General features: G+C 62.3%; 21 protein-coding genes. 17 read left to right on the top strand and 4 right to left on the bottom strand.

All coding sequences use genetic code 11. From position 1 onward, the window contains the following. Positions 1-2: 2 nt before the first annotated feature. From pcnB to G474_RS0107335, 8 genes are all read left to right on the top strand, one after another. A complete protein-coding gene (gene pcnB, locus G474_RS0107370) occupies positions 3-1358 on the top strand; it encodes a polynucleotide adenylyltransferase PcnB (protein ID WP_026686413.1) in 1356 nt (451 codons plus the stop codon). Further along, positions 1355-1840, top strand: coding sequence for a 2-amino-4-hydroxy-6-hydroxymethyldihydropteridine diphosphokinase (folK, locus tag G474_RS0107365; protein WP_026686412.1), 486 nt, complete (start codon positions 1355-1357; stop codon positions 1838-1840). The genes pcnB and folK overlap by 4 nt, the downstream gene beginning before the upstream one ends. Then, positions 1834-2184 carry a DMT family protein gene (locus G474_RS0107360; RefSeq protein ID WP_026686411.1) on the top strand — a complete coding sequence of 117 codons (351 nt, stop codon included), beginning with the start codon at positions 1834-1836 and terminating at the stop codon, positions 2182-2184. The genes folK and G474_RS0107360 overlap by 7 nt, the downstream gene beginning before the upstream one ends. Before the next feature lie 44 nt (positions 2185-2228). After that, positions 2229-3353 carry a methyl-accepting chemotaxis protein gene (locus G474_RS24425; RefSeq protein WP_026686410.1) on the top strand — a complete coding sequence of 375 codons (1125 nt, stop codon included), beginning with the start codon at positions 2229-2231 and terminating at the stop codon, positions 3351-3353. 100 nt (positions 3354-3453) lie between these two features. Continuing rightward, positions 3454-4266, top strand: a complete 813-nt coding sequence (panB, locus tag G474_RS0107350) for a 3-methyl-2-oxobutanoate hydroxymethyltransferase (RefSeq protein ID WP_026686409.1) — start codon at positions 3454-3456, stop codon at positions 4264-4266. A gap of 3 nt (positions 4267-4269) precedes the next feature. After that, positions 4270-5097, top strand: a complete 828-nt coding sequence (gene panC / locus G474_RS0107345; RefSeq protein ID WP_026686408.1) for a pantoate--beta-alanine ligase — start codon at positions 4270-4272, stop codon at positions 5095-5097. Between the two features lie 99 nt (positions 5098-5196). Further along, positions 5197-5583, top strand: coding sequence for an aspartate 1-decarboxylase (panD, locus tag G474_RS0107340; protein ID WP_026686407.1), 387 nt, complete (start codon positions 5197-5199; stop codon positions 5581-5583). A gap of 483 nt (positions 5584-6066) precedes the next feature. Continuing rightward, positions 6067-6495, top strand: coding sequence for an OsmC family protein (locus tag G474_RS0107335; RefSeq protein WP_026686406.1), 429 nt, complete (start codon positions 6067-6069; stop codon positions 6493-6495). A gap of 55 nt (positions 6496-6550) precedes the next feature. On the opposite strand, the gene coq7 is transcribed toward G474_RS0107335, so the two are convergent. Further along, positions 6551-7177, bottom strand: coding sequence for a 2-polyprenyl-3-methyl-6-methoxy-1,4-benzoquinone monooxygenase (coq7, locus tag G474_RS0107330; RefSeq protein ID WP_026686405.1), 627 nt, complete (start codon positions 7175-7177; stop codon positions 6551-6553). Between the two features lie 66 nt (positions 7178-7243). Between coq7 and G474_RS0107325 the strand changes: the two genes are divergently transcribed. Next, positions 7244-7660: a DUF3617 domain-containing protein gene (locus tag G474_RS0107325; RefSeq protein ID WP_026686404.1), complete on the top strand. Its 417-nt coding sequence runs from the start codon at positions 7244-7246 to the stop codon at positions 7658-7660. Positions 7661-7666: 6 nt separating this feature from the next. On the opposite strand, the gene G474_RS0107320 is transcribed toward G474_RS0107325, so the two are convergent. Further along, on the bottom strand, positions 7667-8185 hold the full coding sequence (locus tag G474_RS0107320) for a CNP1-like family protein (protein ID WP_169729506.1): 519 nt from the start codon (positions 8183-8185) through the stop codon (positions 7667-7669). Next, entirely contained in the window at positions 8178-8723 is a 546-nt protein-coding gene (locus tag G474_RS0107315; protein WP_026686402.1) for an RNA pyrophosphohydrolase, read from the bottom strand. Before G474_RS0107315 ends, G474_RS0107320 begins: the two co-directional genes overlap by 8 nt. Before the next feature lie 115 nt (positions 8724-8838). On the opposite strand from G474_RS0107315, the gene G474_RS0107310 reads away from it, so the two are divergent. Together G474_RS0107310 and G474_RS0107305 are read left to right on the top strand one after the other, a co-directional pair. Further along, entirely contained in the window at positions 8839-10569 is a 1731-nt protein-coding gene (locus tag G474_RS0107310; protein WP_026686401.1) for a proline--tRNA ligase, read from the top strand. Then, the gene (locus G474_RS0107305) at positions 10557-11189 is read left to right on the top strand and encodes a lytic transglycosylase domain-containing protein (protein WP_026686400.1); all 633 of its coding nucleotides are present in this window, start codon (positions 10557-10559) and stop codon (positions 11187-11189) included. The genes G474_RS0107310 and G474_RS0107305 overlap by 13 nt, the downstream gene beginning before the upstream one ends. 31 nt (positions 11190-11220) lie before the next feature. Here the strand turns inward: G474_RS0107305 and ffh are convergent, their stop codons facing one another. Next, positions 11221-12579 (bottom strand): signal recognition particle protein, encoded by a 1359-nt coding sequence (ffh, locus tag G474_RS0107300; protein WP_026686399.1) that lies wholly within the window; start codon positions 12577-12579, stop codon positions 11221-11223. A gap of 29 nt (positions 12580-12608) precedes the next feature. On the opposite strand from ffh, the gene G474_RS0107295 reads away from it, so the two are divergent. From G474_RS0107295 to G474_RS0107270, 6 genes are all read left to right on the top strand, one after another. After that, positions 12609-13451 (top strand): cytochrome C assembly family protein, encoded by an 843-nt coding sequence (locus tag G474_RS0107295; RefSeq protein WP_026686398.1) that lies wholly within the window; start codon positions 12609-12611, stop codon positions 13449-13451. Between the two features lie 54 nt (positions 13452-13505). Next, a complete protein-coding gene (locus G474_RS0107290; protein WP_026686397.1) occupies positions 13506-14777 on the top strand; it encodes an HlyC/CorC family transporter in 1272 nt (423 codons plus the stop codon). A gap of 112 nt (positions 14778-14889) precedes the next feature. Next, complete coding sequence (gene pilB, locus G474_RS0107285) at positions 14890-16602, top strand: type IV-A pilus assembly ATPase PilB (protein WP_026686396.1); 1713 nt, start codon at positions 14890-14892, stop codon at positions 16600-16602. Positions 16603-16620: 18 nt separating this feature from the next. Next, on the top strand, positions 16621-17853 hold the full coding sequence (locus G474_RS0107280; protein ID WP_026686395.1) for a type II secretion system F family protein: 1233 nt from the start codon (positions 16621-16623) through the stop codon (positions 17851-17853). Next, on the top strand, positions 17850-18704 hold the full coding sequence (locus tag G474_RS0107275; RefSeq protein WP_026686394.1) for a prepilin peptidase: 855 nt from the start codon (positions 17850-17852) through the stop codon (positions 18702-18704). The genes G474_RS0107280 and G474_RS0107275 overlap by 4 nt, the downstream gene beginning before the upstream one ends. Before the next feature lie 107 nt (positions 18705-18811). After that, a complete protein-coding gene (locus tag G474_RS0107270) occupies positions 18812-19063 on the top strand; it encodes an FmdB family zinc ribbon protein (protein WP_026686393.1) in 252 nt (83 codons plus the stop codon).

The following is a 19063-nucleotide window of genomic DNA, read 5'->3' as shown; positions in this document are numbered from 1 at the left end:
GGATGATCCGCAAATTCATCAGCCGGGTACTGAAACTCGGCAACGACAAGAAACCGGCCGGCAAGCGCGAGGCCGCCATCATTCCCCGTTCCAGCCACGGCATCAGCCGCGACCAGATCAGCCCCGGCAGCCGCCGGGTGTGCGACACCCTGCAAGCCGAAGGTTACAAGGCCTACGTGGTGGGCGGCGCCGTGCGCGATCTGCTGGCCGGAGCCAAGCCCAAGGATTTCGACGTGGCCACCGATGCCACGCCGGAACAGGCCAAGCGCTGCTTCCGCCGCTCCCGCATCATCGGCCGCCGCTTCCAGATCGTGCATGCCTACATGGGCCAGGAGATCATCGAGATCACCACCTTCCGGGGCGCCCTGGGGGACGATGCCAAGACCGATGCCCACGGCCGGGTGCTGCACGACAATGTATTCGGCTCCATGGCCGAGGACGCGGCCCGGCGTGATTTCACGGTCAACGCCCTGTACTTCGATCCGGCCAGCGAGCAGATTCTCGACTACCACCACGGGGTCGCCGACCTGAAGCAGAAGACCCTGCGCATGATCGGCGAACCCAAGGTGCGCTACCGGGAAGACCCGGTGCGCATGCTCCGGGCCGTGCGCCTGGCAGCCAAGCTGGGACTGTCCATAGACCCGGAGGCCCGGCACCCGATCCGGGAACTGGCCAGCCTGCTGGAAAACGTCCCGGCGGCCCGGCTCTTCGACGAGATGCTGAAGCTCCTCACCAGCGGCCACGCGGTCAAATGCCTGCAGCAGCTGCGCGCCGAGGGCCTGCACCACGGGGTCCTGCCCCTGCTGGACGTGATCCTGGACCAGCCCCTGGGCGAGAAATTCGTCATGCTGTCCCTGGCGGACACGGACGAACGCATCCGCCGGGGCAAGACCTCCTCCCCCAGCTTCCTGTTCGCCACCCTGCTCTGGCACGAGGTGCTGAGTGTCTGGGAACGGATCAAGAACGGCGGCGAATCCCCCATTCCGGCCCTGCATCAGGCCATGGAGGAAGTCCTCAACGTCCAGGGGGAAAAGCTCGCCATCACCCGCCGTATCGCCACCGACATCAAGGAAATCTGGGCCCTGCAGCCCCGCTTCGAACAGCGTTCCGGCAAACGTCCTTACGGGGTTCTGGAACATCCGCGCTTCCGCGCCGCCTACGATTTCCTCTGCCTGCGGGCCGAGGCCGGCGAACTGGATCAGGAGCTGGCCCAGTGGTGGACCGATTTCCAAGCCGCCGAAGGGGAAACCCGGGCCCAGATGCTGCTGCCCGACCAGGGCGGCGCCCGCAAGAAACGGCGGCGCCGCAAGAAGCCAGGCCAGGGCGCCGGGGAAGGCCCAGCCGACACTGCCGCATGAGGAACCGCGCCTACGTCGCCCTGGGCGCCAACCTGGGCGACCCCCAGGCCATGGTGCGGGCCGGTATCGCGGCCCTGGACAGCCTGCCCCTGACCCGGCTGCAGGCGGCTTCCTCCCTTTACCTGACCGCCCCGGTGGGGCTCCTGGACCAGCCCGACTTCGTCAACGCCGTGGCGGCCGTGGAGACCGGGCTGGAAGCCGAAGCCCTGCTGGCGGCCCTGCTGGACCTGGAACAGGCCCGGGGCCGGGTGCGCAGCGTCGCCAATGCGCCCAGGACCCTGGACCTGGACCTGCTGCTCTACAACGATCAGGTCCTGAACTCCCCCCGCCTCACCCTGCCCCATCCCCGGCTGCATCTGCGCGCCTTCGTGCTCGCCCCCCTGGCCGAAATCGCCCCCGACCTGCAACTGCCGGGCCGGGGCAGCCTCGCCGCCTGGCTGCCGGCCGTGGCCACCCAGCAGATCCGGCGGCTGCCATGCTGAACCAGCCGGTGTTCTGGCAGGCCACCGGCCTCCTGGTCCTCTCCAACCTGTTCATGACCTTTGCCTGGTACGGCCACCTGAAACATCTGGCCGACCGCCCCTGGTGGATTGCCGCCTTCCTGTCCTGGGGCATCGCCCTGTTCGAATACCTGCTGCAGGTCCCCGCCAACCGGATCGGCCACACGGCCCTGAGCCTGGCGCAACTGAAAATCCTGCAGGAAGTGATCACCCTGTCGGTATTCGTCCCTTTCGCGGTAATCTACATGCAACAACCACTGAAGCTTGATTATCTGTGGGCTGCCCTATGCCTTTTGGGTGCGGTCTACTTCATTTTCCGGGCCTGAGGAGGCCTCCAAAAAAAACCCAGACAACAACGAGGGAGACGTAAATGTTCGGTTTGTTCGGCCCCCGCCAGGATCAAGTTGCCCTGGCCCGCATCGCTGCCCTGGAACAGGAAAATACCGCCCTGACCCAGCGCCTGCACGACATGGAACAGCAGGTCGAGGATGCGGAAAAACGATGTAATTCAGCCCTTTGCGTGACCCAGGGCTGGGAGCACCTGCTGCGCAACCTGGAAAATTTCGGCGGCAGCCTGGGCGTATCCCAGCAGACCCTGGCCCTGCTCGCCGGAGAACTCAAGGAAGAGAAGACCGAAGCCCTGCATGCCGCCAGCGTCTCCGCCGCCAGCCGTGACCTGATGCAGAAGATCAGCCGCGACCTGGCTGTCCTGGCCCAGGAATCCCGCCAGACCATGAGCATCGTCGATGGTCTCAACAGCAGCACCGAGCAGATCGGCAGCATCCTTTCCCTGATCAAGGAAATCGCCGACCAGACCAATCTGCTCGCCCTCAACGCCGCCATCGAGGCGGCCCGGGCCGGGGAAGCCGGCCGGGGGTTCGCGGTAGTGGCCGATGAGGTGCGCAAGCTGGCAGAACGCACCAGCAAGGCCACCAGCGACATCTCCAACCTGGTGAACAACATCCAGCGGGATACCGGCAACGCCCACTCCAGCATGGAAAACCTGGCCCACATGTCCGCCGACTTCGGCAGCGACGGGGCCGAGGCCGCCGAGCGCATCGAAGGCATCATCGAAACCTCCCACAAGATGGAATTCGCCATCGCCGTGGCCGCCCTGCGCAGCTTCACGGAACTGGCCAAGATGGACCACCTGGTGTTCAAGTTCGAGATCTACAAGGTGTTCATCGGGGTTTCCGACAAGAAGCCCGAAGATTTTGCCAACCACTGCATGTGCCGCCTGGGCAAGTGGTATTACGAGGGCGAAGGCAAGCAGTGTTTCTCCCGCCTGGATGGCTACGCGGCCATGGAAAAGCCCCACATCGCCGTCCACCAGCATGGCCGGGAAGCCGTACAGAAGCTTTACGCCGGAGATTTCCAGGGGGGCACCGATTCCGTGGCGCGCATGGAAGCAGCCAGCATGGACGTGCTTGAATGCCTGGAGCGCATGGCCCGGGCCGGGGCCGACAACCCCGACATCCTCTGCATGGAACACTGAGTGGAAGCTTGCAGGCGCCGGGGGACACCCTGGCGTCTGCACATGCACAAGAATCGGTTTTCGCTGTTAGGATAACGCCCCCGATTCATTGAATACCCCCATGTCCGCACAGACCCAAACCCGCCGCCTGACGCTCCTGGATCTGGCCAAGATGCGCCAGAACGGAGACAGGATCACCGTACTCACCTGCTACGACGCCAGCTTCGCCCAGCTTCTGGACGAACAGGGCGTGGATGTGCTGCTGGTGGGAGACTCCCTGGGCATGGTGCTGCAAGGCCAGGATTCCACCCTGCCCGTGACCCTGGAACACATGGCCTACCACACGGCTGCCGTGACCCGTGGCAGCCAGCGCTGCCTGGTGGTGACCGACATGCCCTTCGGCACCTCCCAGATCAGCCCCGAGGAAACCTTCCGCAACGGCGCCCGGCTGATGGCCGCCGGCGCCCACATGGTCAAGCTCGAGGGCGGCGCCGAAATGGCCGCCACGGTGGAATTCCTGACCCGGCGCGGCATTCCCGTCTGCGCCCACATCGGCCTCACGCCCCAGCATGTGCACCAGCTCGGGGGCTACCGGGTCCAGGGCCGGGACGAGGAGGCCGCCAGCAAACTGCTGGAAGACGCCCGCGCCCTGGAAAAGGCCGGCGCCAGCCTGATCGTGCTGGAAGCCATTCCCGCACCCCTGGCCGCCGCCGTCACCCAGGCCCTGACCATTCCCACCATCGGCATCGGCGCCGGGGCCGATACCTCGGGGCAGGTCCTGGTCCTGCACGACATGCTGCACATCAGCGGCGGCAGGAAGCCCCGCTTCGTCAAGAACTTCATGGCCGGCGCCGGCAGCATCCAGGAGGCCATCGCCGCCTATGTGCGCGAGGTCAAGGCCGGCACCTTCCCGGGCCCCGAACACACTTACTGATCCATGGAAATCCACGCTCCCATTCCAGCCCTGCGCCATGCCCTCCAGGGACGCGGCCGCATTGCCTTCGTCCCCACCATGGGCAATCTGCACGAGGGTCACCTGACCCTGATGCGCCAGGCCCGCCAGCACGCCGACACGGTGGTGGCCAGCATCTTCGTGAACCGCCTGCAATTCGGTCCCGGTGAAGATTTCGACAAGTATCCACGCACCTTCGAAGCCGACTGCGCCAAGCTGCAGGAAGCCGGCGTGGACGTGCTGTTCGCCCCGAGCGAATCCGACCTGTATCCGGAACCCCAGAACTTCTTCGTGGAGCCCCCCGACCTCCAGCACCTGCTGGAAGGAGCATTCAGGCCCGGCCACTTCCGCGGCGTGGCCACCGTGGTGCTCAAGCTCTTCAACTGCGTCCAGCCCCAGGCGGCCCTGTTCGGCAAGAAGGATTACCAGCAACTGATGCTGATCCGCGCCATGGCCCGGCAACTGGCCCTGCCCATGGACATCGTGGGGGTGGATACGGTGCGGGCCGAAGACGGCCTAGCCCTCTCCTCCCGCAACGGCTACCTCAGCCCTGCGGAACGCCAGGAAGCCCCCCGCCTGATCCGTACCCTGGAGCACCTGCGTGAGCAGCTGTTGCGCCAGGGCATCAGTGCACGGGAGGCACTGGAGCAGGAAGCCGCCGCCAGCCTGGACAAGCACGGCTGGAAGACCGATTATGTTGCAGTGCGACAACAATCCGACCTGCACCCGCCCCGGGACATGGATCAGAAATTGGTGATTGTTGCCGCTGCGCGCCTGGGTCATACCCGGCTCATTGATAATCTTGAGGTTTGACAAGGGTTTGACGGCTTTTCCAGCCCGGATTCTCTGTTTGACAGCAGGGATTTAGCCGCTACAATGCGGGTCCCCCAACACCTTGTGACGGATGACGCCATGCAAAGAATCATGCTCAAGTCCAAGCTGCATCGGGTAACCACTACCCATGCCGACCTGCATTACGAAGGCTCCTGCGCCATTGACGAGGACCTGCTGGAAGCTGCCGATATCAAGGAATACGAGCAGATCGACATCTGGAACATCAATAATGGCGAGCGTTTCACCACCTACGCCATCCGTGCCGAGCGCGGCTCAGGGATCATTTCCGTTAATGGCTCCGCCGCCCGCAAGGCCGCTCCCGGGGACCTGCTGATCATCGCCACCTTTGTCAGCATGAGCGATCTGGAACTGGCCAAGCACGAGCCCAAGCTGGTCTATGCTGATGCCAGCAACCGTATCGCCCGCACCAGTCACGAGATGCCCCTCCAGGCCGCCGCCGCCTGATCGACCTCCCCCGACTGCCCCAAACCCGGCCCTGCCTTGCACAGCCGGGTTTTTTATCGCCGCAAACCCGCAGGACATCGGGGAGACACAGGAAAAGAAGCAAAAAAAACGCGACTCCGGGGAGTCGCGTTAAATCCACACCAAAGGAGGAGGGTGGAGGAGACAAGGGTCGAAACCGGCATCGAATCCTGCTTGCTTTTCGATCGTTTCGTTGGGTTCATTATGAACCAAGCCAAAAGGGATAGCAAGCCTGATTGTGCATTGCACAACACAACCTAAAATCATCACATAGAACAAATTTATTGAATTTAAGTAATTGATATTAAACGATTTTAAACAACAAAATTAAATAAATAAACCATTATTTAACAATAAGAACCATAATTACAGACGCATTTAGGCAAAGCTGTTTGTGCAACGCAACAAGGCAGACAAAGGCCAGCTCGGCTAAAATGCCGGGCCTTTTACAGGAGACACCAAAACATGGAATGCACAGTGAAGTGGCTGGGCCAGGAAAGCGGTATGTCTTTCATGGCAGAAACCGGCAGCGGCCACATGGTGGCCATGGACGGCGCCCCGGAAGCCGGTGGCCGCAATCTGGCGCCACGCCCCATGGAAATGCTGCTGGCCGGCACGGGCGGCTGCACCGCCTTCGATATCGTGATGATCCTGAAGAAGGGACGCCATCAGGTGAGCGGCTGTGACGTGCGCCTGGAAGCCGACAGGGCAGAAACCGATCCCAAGGTATTCACCCGCATCCACTTCCATTTCCGGGTCAGCGGCCACAACCTCAAGCCCGAAGCAGTGGCCCGGGCCATCGACCTGTCCAAGGACAAGTACTGCTCCGCCTCCATCATGCTGGGCAAGACGGCCAGCATCACCCACGACTTCGAAATCATCGAAACCCATTGAGACAAAGCCCCACCCGCTCCCGGGTGGGGCTTTGTCTGCACCAGCCCAGCCAGGTTCAGATGCGATAGGCGGTCCGGGTCATGACCTTGGCGGACAGGCGCATCAAACGCTTCACCGGCTCCGGCAGCGGCGCCCCGCCCAGCCGCACGGCGGTTTCGGCATGCTTCACCTCATCCACCTTCATCTGCTCCAGGATTTCCCAGGAACGCCGGTCCTGGGCCGGCAGTTTTTCCAGATGGCTGTCCAGGTGGGCTTCCACCTGCCGCTCCGTTTCCGCCAGAAAACCCAGGTTCCACTTGTCGCCGAATTTTCCGGCCAGTATCCCTATGCCCAGGGCCCCGGCATACCAGAGGGGATTGAGCAGGCTCTTGCGCCCGCCCAGCTCCCGGATGCGTTGCTCGGTCCAGGCCAGATGCTCGGTTTCCTCGTGGGCGGCCTCCTCCAGGGAAGCGCGTATTTCCGGGCTTCTGGAAGTCAGCGCCTGCCCCTGGTAGAGAGCCTGGGCACAAATCTCCCCCACATGGTTGATGCGCATCAGCGCCGCCGTATGCCGGCGCTGACCGGGGCTCTGCTCAACTTCGGGTTGCTCGGCACCGGGCACGGGACGCACGCTGCGGGCCTCGGCAAAAACCGTGCGCAATCCCTTGTCGAATTCAACGATGAGCCTGTCACTCCAATTCATCTTCCATCCTTTCTGAGCTGCACCCACAAGGTTTATGATTTTCCCCTCAACCACCGGGAGTCATCCATGAAAAAAATCCTGCTCGCCCTGCTGGGCCTTGGCTTCACCCTGCCCACCTTCGCCGCCCAACCTGCCAAGGCAGGTCTGTGGGAATACAGTTTCCGCATGGAAATGCCCGGCATGCCCACCCAACCCATGACCCACAAGGTCTGCCAGAGCGCCCAGGACATGGAAGCCAGTCCGGTACCCCAGGACGACCACTGCAAGCTGAAGAACTACAAGCTCTCCGGCAACACGGCCACCTGGCAGGTCGAATGCCAGGGGGAGGCTGGGGAGAAGATGAGCGGCGAAGGCAGCGTCACCTTCCAGAACGACAGCGCTTACAGCGGTGAAACCCGGATGCGCATCCAGGCCAAGGGCCAGCCCGCCATGGAGATGAAGCAGAAGTTCAGCGCCAAGCGGGTGGGCGACTGCAAGAAGTAAGAAGGCTCAGGGCCTGCCTCCCAGAGGCTGCCCCTGTTTCTTCAGGGCCCGACGGATATCTTCCACGGCATAGTTCAGCACCCCGTCGGGACAGAAGAAGTCGGTGAACAGGGCCGCATGCTGGCGGTTGCTTGTCGCCTCGCGCACCGGCAGCCAGCGCTCCGAACGGGCCCTGGACCAGGTGCCGTCAGAGCGACCGGAAGCATAGATGCGCCGCTCACGGGTCTGGCAGCGCATTCCTTCAAAGGTGATGTTGCGCACGCCGGAAGGAGCAATGGCCATCAACACATAGCGCACCACCCCGTCGCTGCCCACGGTGATTCCCGGCACATCCACGTAAAACCGGCTGGAGGCCGTGGCGCTCACGTAAAACTCCTGGAACTGCCCATCCTGGGGAAAGGGGGGCAGCTGGACTTCGATCTCCTGCCAGGGTTTCTGTTCGAACTCATCATCCCCGGCATCCGCCCAGGCCACGCCGCTGACCAGCCAAAGCCCCGCCAGCAATGTCAGCACACGCCTAATCATGGTCATCCCGCCCCCCTGCCTCCAGCCCTTCGGCCAGGTCTTCACGGCGCCCCCGCCGACGCTTGTCGGCATCGAGAAAACGCACCAGCTCGTTGAGGGCCTGGGAATAGACACCCCGCTTGAACTCGATCACGGTATCCAGGGGAACCCAGTAATCATGCCAGCGCCAGGCATCGAACTCCGGGTGGGTGCTGGCCCGCAGGGAAACGTCGCTATCCCGCCCCACGAGGCGCAGCAGGAACCAGATCTGCTTCTGGCCCCGATAGGAGCCCCGCCACTCCCGTTTGATCCAATGTGTCGGCACTTCATAACGCAGCCAGCCCTTGGTCCGACCGAGGATAAGCACGTGTTCGGGGCGCAAACCCACTTCCTCGTGCAGTTCGCGATACATGGCCTGCTCCGGCGTTTCGCCGCGCTTGATGCCACCTTGCGGAAACTGCCAGGAGTGTTCCCGAATCCGTTTACCCCAGAAAACCTCGTTCTTGGCGTTGCATAGAATGATGCCGACGTTCGGGCGAAAGCCCTCCCGGTCAAGCATAACGATATCCTGCTGAATATTTGGTTGGGCCCAATTCTTTCACAACTGTGACGCCCATGCAAAACTGCCCTCGGGTGTAAAATCCCGCCTTTGCCAGATTCCGGATTTGTTTCCCATGCGTTCTTCCCAGTTTTTCTTCACCACTCTCAAAGAAGCCCCTGCTGACGCCGAGGTCATCAGCCAGAAGCTCATGCTGCGCGCCGGCCTGATCAAGCGTGCCGCCTCCGGCATCTATACCTGGATGCCCCTGGGCCTGAAGGTGTTGCGCAAGGTGGAAGCCATCGTCCGGGAAGAAATGAACCGGGCCGGGGCCCTGGAACTGCTGATGCCCGCCGTGCAACCCGCCGAGCTGTGGCAGGAATCCGGCCGCTGGGAGAAGTACGGCCCGGAGTTGCTGCGCTTCAAGGACCGCCACCAGCGTGACTTCGTCATCGGCCCCACCCACGAGGAAGTGATCACCGACGTGGTACGCCGGGACGTGAAGAGCTACCGCCAGCTGCCCCTGCACCTGTACCAGATCCAGAGCAAGTTCCGGGACGAGATCCGCCCCCGTTTCGGCGTCATGCGCGGCCGGGAATTCCTGATGAAGGACGGCTATTCCTTCCACAGCAGCTTCGAGGACCTGAAGCGGGAATACCAGGTGATGTACGACACCTACAGCCGCATCTTCACCCGCCTGGGCCTGCACTTCCGCGCCGTGGCGGCGGATACCGGCTCCATCGGCGGCACCGGCTCCCATGAATTCCACGTGATCGCCGAGACCGGCGAGGACGACATCGCCTACTGCCCGGATTCCGACTACGCCGCCAACGTGGAACTGGCCGAAGCCCTGGCGCCTGCCACGCCCCGCCCGGCCGCTGCCGCCGGCCTGACCAAGGTCAGCACCCCGGGCAAGACCGCCTGCGTCGACGTGGCCGAATTCCTGAACATTCCGCTCTCAGCCCTGGTCAAGGCCATCGCCGTGGTCAGCGAGCCCGAAGAAGGCCCCAAGACTTTCGCCCTGCTGCTCCTGCGCGGCGACCATGAGCTCAATGAAATCAAGGCAGGCAAGATCGCCGGCCTCAACCCCTTCCGCTTTGCCACGGAAGAAGAGGTGGAACAGTTCCTGGGCTGCAAGCCCGGCTACATCGGCCCCGTCGGTGTGGATACCGGCAAGGTGCGCGTCATCGCCGACCGCACGGTGGCGGCCATGGGCAACTTCGCCTGCGGCGCCAATGAAGCCGGCTTCCACCTGACCGGCGTCAATTTCGGCCGGGACTGCCCGGAACCTGAGGTAGCCGACCTCCGCAACGTGGTGGCCGGCGACCCCTCCCCGGATGGCAAGGGCGACCTCGCCATCTGCCGCGGCATCGAAGTGGGCCACATCTTCCAGCTGCGCACCACCTACGCCAAGGCCCTCAACTGCAGCTACCTGGATGAGCAGGGCAAGAGCCAGATCATGGAGATGGGCTGCTATGGCATCGGCGTGTCCCGCATCGTCGGCGCCGCCATCGAACAGGGACATGACGACAAGGGCATTATCTTCCCCGCCGCCATCGCCCCCTTCCAGGTGGCCATCGTGCCCATGGGCTACCACAAGAGCGAAACCGTGAAGGCGGCCGCCGACCAGCTCTACGGCCAGCTCAAGGACGCCGGCCTGGACGTGCTGCTGGACGACCGGGACGAGCGGCCCGGCTCCATGTTCGCCGACATGGAACTGATGGGCGTGCCCCACCGCATCGTGGTGGGCGAGCGGGGCCTGGCCAACGGCCAGCTGGAATACAAGGGCCGCAAGGATGCGGAAGCCACCATGGTTCCCGTGCCCCAGGTACTGGCCATGCTGCAGGAGAAGCTGTGCGCCGCCTGACGGCCCTGCTGCCCTTTGTACTCCTGGCCCTGGGCCTGCCAGCCCAGGTCTGGGCGGGGGCCCAGCAGTACGAGCCCCTGTCGGCGAGCGTCCAGGCGGCCCTGTCCGGCGCCATCGCCGACAAGAAACCGCCAACCAGTTCCTTCAAGGATTATTCGGAGGCTGTGGACTGGCTATCTGCCATGGCCCCGCGCCTGGAAAAGCGCATCCCCAACCAGGAGTATCGACTCGAACTGCTGCGCGCCATCCACTACGAGGCCACCCGGGCCGGCCTGGACCCGCAGCTGGTTCTGGGACTGATCCAGGTGGAGTCGGGCTTCCGCAAGTACGCGGTGTCGTCGGCTGGCGCCCGGGGTTACATGCAGGTCATGCCCTTCTGGATCAAGGTCATCGGCCAACCCACGGACAACCTGTTCCACATGCGCACCAATCTGCGCTACGGCTGCACCATCCTGCGCCACTACCTGGATATCGAAAAGGGCGACCTGTTCCGTGCCCTGGGCCGTTACAACGGCAGCCTGGGCAAGGCTGAATACCCCAACCTGGTCCGGGGCGCCTGGAACCAGTGGCGCTACGAGCGCCAGCTGGCCATGGGCCAACCGGCGTCGCCCAAACCCTGAGCGGCTTCCCGCTGAGCCGCTGCTACCTGGCTCAGCGCCCCATGCCGGGCAGCATGCCCTTCATGCCACGCATCAGCTTGCCGATGCCGCCCTTGGTGAATTGCTTCATCATCTTCTGGGTCTGCTCGAACTGGTTCAGCAGGCGGTTCACTTCCTGCACCTGCACCCCCGCCCCCATGGCAATGCGCCGCTTGCGGCTGGCTTTGATCAACTCAGGCTTGGCCCGCTCCGCCGGCGTCATGGAGTTGATGATGCCCTCCACCCGACGGATCATCTTGTCCTCGGTCCCCGCCGGCAACTGACCGGCAGCCTGGGCAATCTGAGCCGGCATCTTGTCCATCAGGGCGGCCATGCCACCCATCTTGCGCATCTGCCCGATCTGCTCCTTGAAATCGTTCAGGTCAAAACCCTTGCCGGATTTCAGCTTCTTGGCAAAGGCCATGGCCTTTTCTTCGTCCAGCCCCTTCTTGGCCTCCTCGATCAGCGACAGCACGTCGCCCATGCCCAGGATACGCGAAGCCATGCGCTCCGGATGGAAGGCCTCGAGCCCGCTCAGCTTTTCCCCCACCCCGGAAAACTTGATGGGCTTGCCGGTCACATGGCGCACGGATAGGGCGGCCCCGCCCCGGGCATCACCATCGAGCTTGGTCAGCACCACCCCGGTCAGGGGCAGGGTCTCATTGAAGGCCCGGGCCGTATTGACCGCGTCCTGACCCAGCATGGCATCCACCACGAACAGGGTTTCGATGGGGTTCAGAGCCCCATGCAGCGCCTTGATTTCGGCCATCATCGCCGCATCGACGGCCAGCCGGCCGGCCGTATCCACCAGCACCACATCGCAATAGTGCCGCCGGGCCCAATCCACGGCTGCCAGGGCAATCGCCTCGGGCTTCTCTGCAGTGGTGGAAGGGAAGAACTCGACGCCGGCCTGCTCGGCCACCGTCTGCAACTGCTGAATGGCCGCAGGACGGTAAACGTCACAGGAAACCACCAGGACCTTCTTTTTCAGGTTTTCCTTCAGGTATTTACCCAGCTTGCCCACCGTGGTGGTCTTGCCCGCCCCTTGCAGCCCCGCCATCAGCACGACGGCGGGAGGCTGGGTGGCCAGATTCAGGCCTTCATGAGCCGCCCCCATGAGCCGGGTCAGCTCCCCATGCACCACCCCCACCAGGGCCTGACCTGGAGTCAGGGAAGCGATCACTTCCTCGCCCAAGGCCTTTTCCTTCACGGCCGCGATGAATTCCTTCACCACCGGCAGGGCCACGTCGGCCTCCAGCAGGGCCATGCGCACTTCGCGCAAGGCATCGGCGATGTTCTCCTCCGTCAGACGGGCCTCCCCACGGAGGGTCTTCATCACTTTCGCAAGGCGCTGGGTCAGGTTGTCAAGCATGGCAAATGGGCTTCGAGTAGAATTTTGGAATGGCGACTATTGTAAATCAGCTCATCCCTCTTGGTCTGGCAGGCTTTCTCTATCTGGTGCTCGGCCGCCACTTCTGGCTCACCCGCTGGTCGGAATCCCTCCCCTCATCTCCCACTGGCCTGGACGCCCCGGCCTGGGAAAAGCTGGCCATCGGCACCACCTTGCTGCTCCATGCCGTCGGCCTGAAACTGGCCCTCTTCAACGATGACGGCATGCAGTTCTCTTTCAGCCTGGCCTTCAGCCTCATGGTCTGGCTCGCGGTCCTGATCTACTGGCTGGAGAGTTTCCGGGTCCGCATGGATGGCCTGCAGCCCATGGTCCTGCTGACCGGCGTCCTGGCAAGCCTGTTGCCCCTGCTGTTCTCCCAGACCCACACGATCACCCACGCCCAGGCCCTGGGTTTCCGGGTGCACTTCCTCTCCGCCATGCTGGCTTACAGCCTGTTCACCCTGGCGGCCGCCCACGCGGTGTTCATGGGCTTTGCCGAGCGGCGCCTGCACCAGCGGCAGCTTTCCCGACGCATGGCCAGCATGCCCCCCCTGCTGGCCATGGAATCCCTGCTGTTCCGCATGCTGACCATTGCCTTCGTGCTCCTGACCCTGGCCCTGGGCAGCGGCCTCTTCTATTCCGACCTGCTGTTCGGCAAGGCCCTGCCTTTTGACCACAAGACCTTCTTCGCCATCGCCTCCTGGATCATCTTCGCCATCCTCCTGGGCGGGCGGCATATCTACGGCTGGCGCGGCCGCATGGCCCTGCGCTGGACCCTGGCCGGCTTTGCCGTGCTGCTGCTGGCCTATGTGGGCAGCCGCTTCGTGATCGAGGTGCTGCTGCACCGTCCTTGACAGCCCCCCGGGGCCTCCCCATAGTACCCGGGTCCCGGCTTCCCATCCCTCCCCTTGGAACAGATTCCCCTTTCGGTGCTGGTCACCATCCTGGTCATCCTGCTGGCCCTGTCGGCCTTCTTTTCGCTCAGCGAAACCGCCATGATGGCCGCAAACCGCTACAAATTGCGCCACCGGGCCCAGCAGGGACACCTGGGTGCGAAACTTGCCCTGGCCCTGCTGGCCCAGACCGACAGGCTGCTTGGGGTGATCCTGCTGGGAAACAACCTGGTAAACACCGGCGCCGCCACCCTGGTCAGCCTGATCACCATCGAATTGTTCGGCAACGACAAGTGGATACTGGGCATGGCGACCCTGCTGGTTACCTTTGCCATTCTGGTGTTCTCGGAAATCACGCCGAAAATCATCGGAGCCACCCATGCTGACCGGATCAGCCAGGTACTGGGCTACATCTTCACCCCCCTGATCCGGATTTTTTACCCGGCCATCTGGTTCGTTAATCTGTTCGTCGGCGCCCTGCTGCGTCTCCTGAGACTCTCCCGACATGCCACAGCCGAGGCCCCCAAGCTGACGCCGGAAGAGCTGCGCACCCTGGTGATGGAGAGCCGGGAGCTCATTCCGCCCACCCACAGCACCATCCTGGTCAACCTCTTTGATCTGGGCAAGATTGCCGTGGAGGATGTCATGACCCCCAGGGGCGCCATCGAAATCCTGGATCTGGATGCCCCCCGGGAAGAACTGCAGAACCGCATCGCCACCAGCCAGCACCTGCGGCTGCCCGTCTGCCGGGAATCCCTGGATCAGTTGCTGGGTGTGCTCCCCATCCGACGGGTCACGCCCCATCTCCACGACCTGGATTTCTCTGAAAAAGAGCTGCGGCAACAACTTTTGCCCCCCTACTACATTCCTGCCGGAACGCCCCTGTTCGCGCAACTGGGTTTTTTCCAGGAGAACCGGCAACGCCTGGGGTTTGTCGTGGACGAGTATGGAGAAATTCTTGGCCTGCTGACCCTGGAAGACATCATCGAGGAAATTGTCGGTGAATTCAGCAGTTCCGTGGCCGGCGCCCCCCATGAACTGACCTGGGACGACGAAGGTTGCATCATGGTCGAAGGAAGTACACCGCTACGGGACCTGAACCGGAAGCTTGATCTGCATTTTCCCCTGGACGGCCCCAAGACCCTGAACGGTCTGATTCTGGAGCATTTCGAAGACATTCCCGAAGCCGGGGTGAGCTTCAAGTTGCATGGAATAGCCGTGGAAATCATCCAGACTCAGGACAGGAGCGTAAAAACAGCAAGAATCCAGCGCCTCTCCGGCCCTTGAAAACATTGCCAAAAATCAGCACCTCCAGGATGCATCCAGCCCCCAAGCTTTACAAAGCCTTGAGCTCGTTGCATCATCCCCATTCATTTAATACGCATTTATTTCCTTCGTCATGGTTGCTGCTTCCACATCAAATCTGAGTGCTTTGGCGCGCGCCCTGGTTCAGGGAGGCCGGTTGAAGGAAAACGATGCGGAGCAACTGCTGACCCAGTCTCTCAACAACAAGACCTCGTTTCCTGAAGAACTGGTCAACAACAACAAGATTCCCGCCATCGAACTGGCCCAGTTTGCCTCGGAAACCTTCGGCGCCCCCCTGTTCGACCTGTCCGCCTTCGAAGAAGCTCACGTCCCCAAGGGCGCTGTTGATCCCAAGCTGATCCGCACCCACCGCATCATTCCCTTGTTCAAACGGGGGAACCGCCTGGCAGTCGCCACCGCAGACCCGGCCAACCTTCACGGCCTGGAAGAAATCCGTTTCCAGAGCGGCCTGAGCATTGATCCCATCGTGGTGGAGATCACCAAGCTGCTGCCCCTGGTGACCAAGCTGTCCGAATCTGCCGAAGAGTCCATGAAAAATCTGGGGGGCGAGGATGTCAACCTGGACTTTCTGGAAGAAGGTGGAGAAGCCCCAGCCGAAGAAAGCACCGCCACGGATGTGGACGACGCCCCGGTTGTCAAATTCCTGCAGAAGATCCTGCTGGATGCCATCAACGAGGGGGCGTCGGACATCCACTTCGAGCCCTACGAAAAATACTACCGTATCCGTTTCCGGGTAGACGGCAACCTGCGGGAAGTGGCTAATCCACCCCTCGCCATCAAGGACAAGCTTGCCTCCCGCATCAAGGTGATCTCCCGGCTCAACATCGCCGAAAAGCGGGTGCCCCAGGACGGACGGATGAAGCTGGTGCTCTCCAAGACCCGGGCCATCGACTTCCGGGTCAGCACCCTGCCCACCCTGCATGGCGAGAAGATCGTCATGCGTATTCTGGACCCCACCTCCGCCACCTTGGGCATCGAAGCCCTGGGCTACGAAGAGGACCAGAAAGCGGCCCTGCTTGACGCCATCGGCCGCCCTTACGGCATGGTGCTGGTTACCGGCCCCACGGGCTCGGGCAAAACCGTGTCCCTGTACACCTGCCTCAACATCCTCAACGAACCCGGCATCAACATTTCCACGGCGGAAGATCCGGCGGAAATCAATCTGGCCGGCATCAACCAGGTCAACGTGGACGACAAATCGGGCCTGACCTTCGCGGCGGCCCTCAAGTCCTTCCTGCGCCAGGATCCGGACATCATCATGGTGGGGGAAATCCGCGACCTGGAAACGGCGGAAATCGCGGTCAAGGCCGCCCAGACCGGCCACCTGGTGCTGTCAACCCTGCACACCAATGATGCCCCCCAAACCCTGACCCGGCTCATGAACATGGGGATACCCACCTTCAACATCGCCTCCAGCGTACTGCTGATCACGGCCCAGCGCCTAGCGCGAAAGCTCTGCAACTGCAAGCAGCCCATGGATGTTCCCAAGCAGGCCTTGCTGAACGCCGGTTTCAAGGAAGCAGACCTGGACGGCTCCTGGACCCTCTACGGCCCCGGCGGCTGTGACCGCTGCAAAGGGAGCGGCTACAAGGGCCGGGTCGGCATCTATCAGGTCATGCCCATTTCAGAAGAGATTCAGCGCCTCATCCTGGCCAGCGGCACCGCCCTGGACATTGCCGCCCAGGCCGCCAGGGAAGGGGTGAGAACCCTGCGCGAATCGGGTTTGCTCAAAGTCAAACAAGGTGTCACTTCTCTCGATGAAGTGCTCGGCACCACCAATATCTAATAGGGAAGGGCGATTACCATGGCAACAGCAGGTAAAACCAGGCCGAATCTAGGCGTCAAGGAATACACCTTTCTGTGGGAAGGCAAGAGCAAGGACGGCAAGATCGTGCGCGGGGAAATGCGTGCCGCCACGGAAACCGTGGTGCAGAACACCCTGCGTCGACAAGGGATTCTGGTTTCCAAGATAAACAAGCAGCGCTTCAAGGGCGGCGGCAAGGTAACGGACAAGGACATCACCCTATTCACCCGTCAGCTGGCCACCATGATGAAATCCGGGGTTCCCCTGCTGCAGTCCTTCGACATCGTCGGCCGGGGCCATGCCAACCCTGCCGTGGGCAAGCTGCTCCTGGATATCAAGGCAGACGTGGAAACCGGCAGTTCCCTCTCTGCGGCCTTCCGCAAGTTCCCCCTCTATTTCGACGCCCTGTTCTGCAATCTGGTCGCTGCGGGGGAACAAGCGGGTATCCTCGACTCCCTGCTGGATCGCCTGGCCACCTACAAAGAAAAGATTCTGGCCATCAAGAGCAAGATCAAGTCAGCCCTGTTCTACCCCGTAGCCGTGATTGTGGTGGCCTTCATCATCACCGCAGTCATCATGATCTTCGTCATTCCCGCCTTCAAGGAAGTGTTTAAGGGCTTTGGTGCCGACCTGCCAGCCCCCACCCTGTTCGTCATGGCCATATCTGATTTCTTCGTGGATTACTGGTACCTGATCTTCGGCGGCGTCGGTGGCGGCGTCTTTGCCTTTTTCTATTTCTGGAAGAGATCTGAAAAGGTACAGATGTTCATGGACCGTCTGCTGCTGAAGACTCCAGTCTTTGGCGATCTGGTCCGTAAGTCGGTCATTGCCCGCTGGACCAGGACCCTGGCCACCATGTTTGCCGCCGGGGTGCCCCTGGTGGAGTCCCTGGAATCCGTGGGCGGCGCCTCGGGCAATTACGTCTATAAAGTAGCCACCCGGGAAATCCAGAACGAGGTCAGCACCGGCACCAACCTCACCACTTCCATGCAGAACACCAATCTGTTCCCCAACATGGTGGTGCAGATGGTGGCCATTGGCGAGGAATCCGGCTCCCTGGACTCCATGCTCTCCAAGATTGCCGACTTCTTCGAGGCCGAGGTGGACGATGCCGTCGACGCTCTGTCCAGCTTGATGGAACCCATCATCATGGTCATTCTCGGCACCCTGATCGGCGGCATGGTGGTTGCCATGTACCTGCCCATCTTCAAAATGGCGGCTGTTATCGGATGACCTCCCTGCTACATGAGCCAGTCCCATTCTGCGTTACGCTAGCCACGCTGGGTCTCCTGGTCGGCAGCTTCCTCAACGTGGTCATACACCGCCTCCCCAAAATGATGGAGCGGGACTGGCTGGCCCAGTGTGCGGAACTGCGCGGAGAAGCTGCAGCTGAGGGCGAGACCTTCAACCTATCCACCCCCAGATCCCGCTGTCCCCATTGCGGTCATCAGATCACGGCCCTGGAGAACATTCCTGTCCTGAGTTACCTGTTTCTGCGGGGAAAATGCAGGGGCTGCCACGCTCCGATAGCGTTACGCTATCCCCTGATCGAGCTCGGCGCCGCCCTGCTGAGCGGTTACGCTGCCTGGCATTTCGGCCCGGGTTGGCAGGCGGTCGGTGCCGCTTTGCTGCTATGGACCTTGCTGGCACTGGCCATGATCGACATGGACACCCAGCTGCTGCCTGACAGCCTCACCCTGCCCCTGCTCTGGCTGGGGCTGCTCTTCAATCTGGAAGGGCATTTCGCTTCTCTACCGGAAGCCGTCGTGGGTGCCATGGCTGGCTACCTGTCCCTCTGGTCAGTGTATTGGCTGTTCAAGCTCGCCACCGGCAAGGAAGGCATGGGTTACGGGGACTTCAAGCTGCTGGCGGCCCTGGGGGCCTGGATGGGCTGGACCCTGCTGCCCAGCATCATCCTGCTTTCTTCCCTGGTTGGCGCCCTGGTGGGCATCAGCCTCATGGTCCTGGCCAGGCATGGGCGCAACATTCCCATTCCTTTTGGCCCCTATCTGGCTACAGCCGGAGGCATCGCCCTGTTCTGGGGCAAGGACCTGAATCGCCTCTACCTGGGCATGGCTATCTGAATCGGGCTTGATTTTCCGGAGCCCGCCCCCAGCTACCGCAGCGCAACAGAGTGTTCAGGCAGTGCCTGGCACTCGGTTATAATGCGAGGCTCTTCTGGAGATTGACCATGCCCATCTACGAATATCGCTGCACCTCCTGCGGTTTTCAGAAAGAACATCTGCAAAAGCTCAGTGATCCCACCCTGAGCACCTGCCCTGAATGTGGCCAGGAAACCTACAGCAAACTCCTCTCCGCCGCCGGTTTCCAGCTCAAGGGCAGCGGCTGGTATGCCACGGACTTCAAGAGCAAACCCGCCAGCCCGCCGCCCTGCCAGGGGGGCGAAGGCGCCTGCCCTTCCGGAGCCTGCTCGGGTAACTGA

Origin of the sequence: Azovibrio restrictus DSM 23866, assembly GCF_000429665.1 — a bacterium.
GTDB classification, from domain to species: domain Bacteria; phylum Pseudomonadota; class Gammaproteobacteria; order Burkholderiales; family Rhodocyclaceae; genus Azovibrio; species Azovibrio restrictus.
Note: the sequence above shows the minus strand (reverse complement) of the source record. Positions and strands in the feature narration are given on the sequence as shown.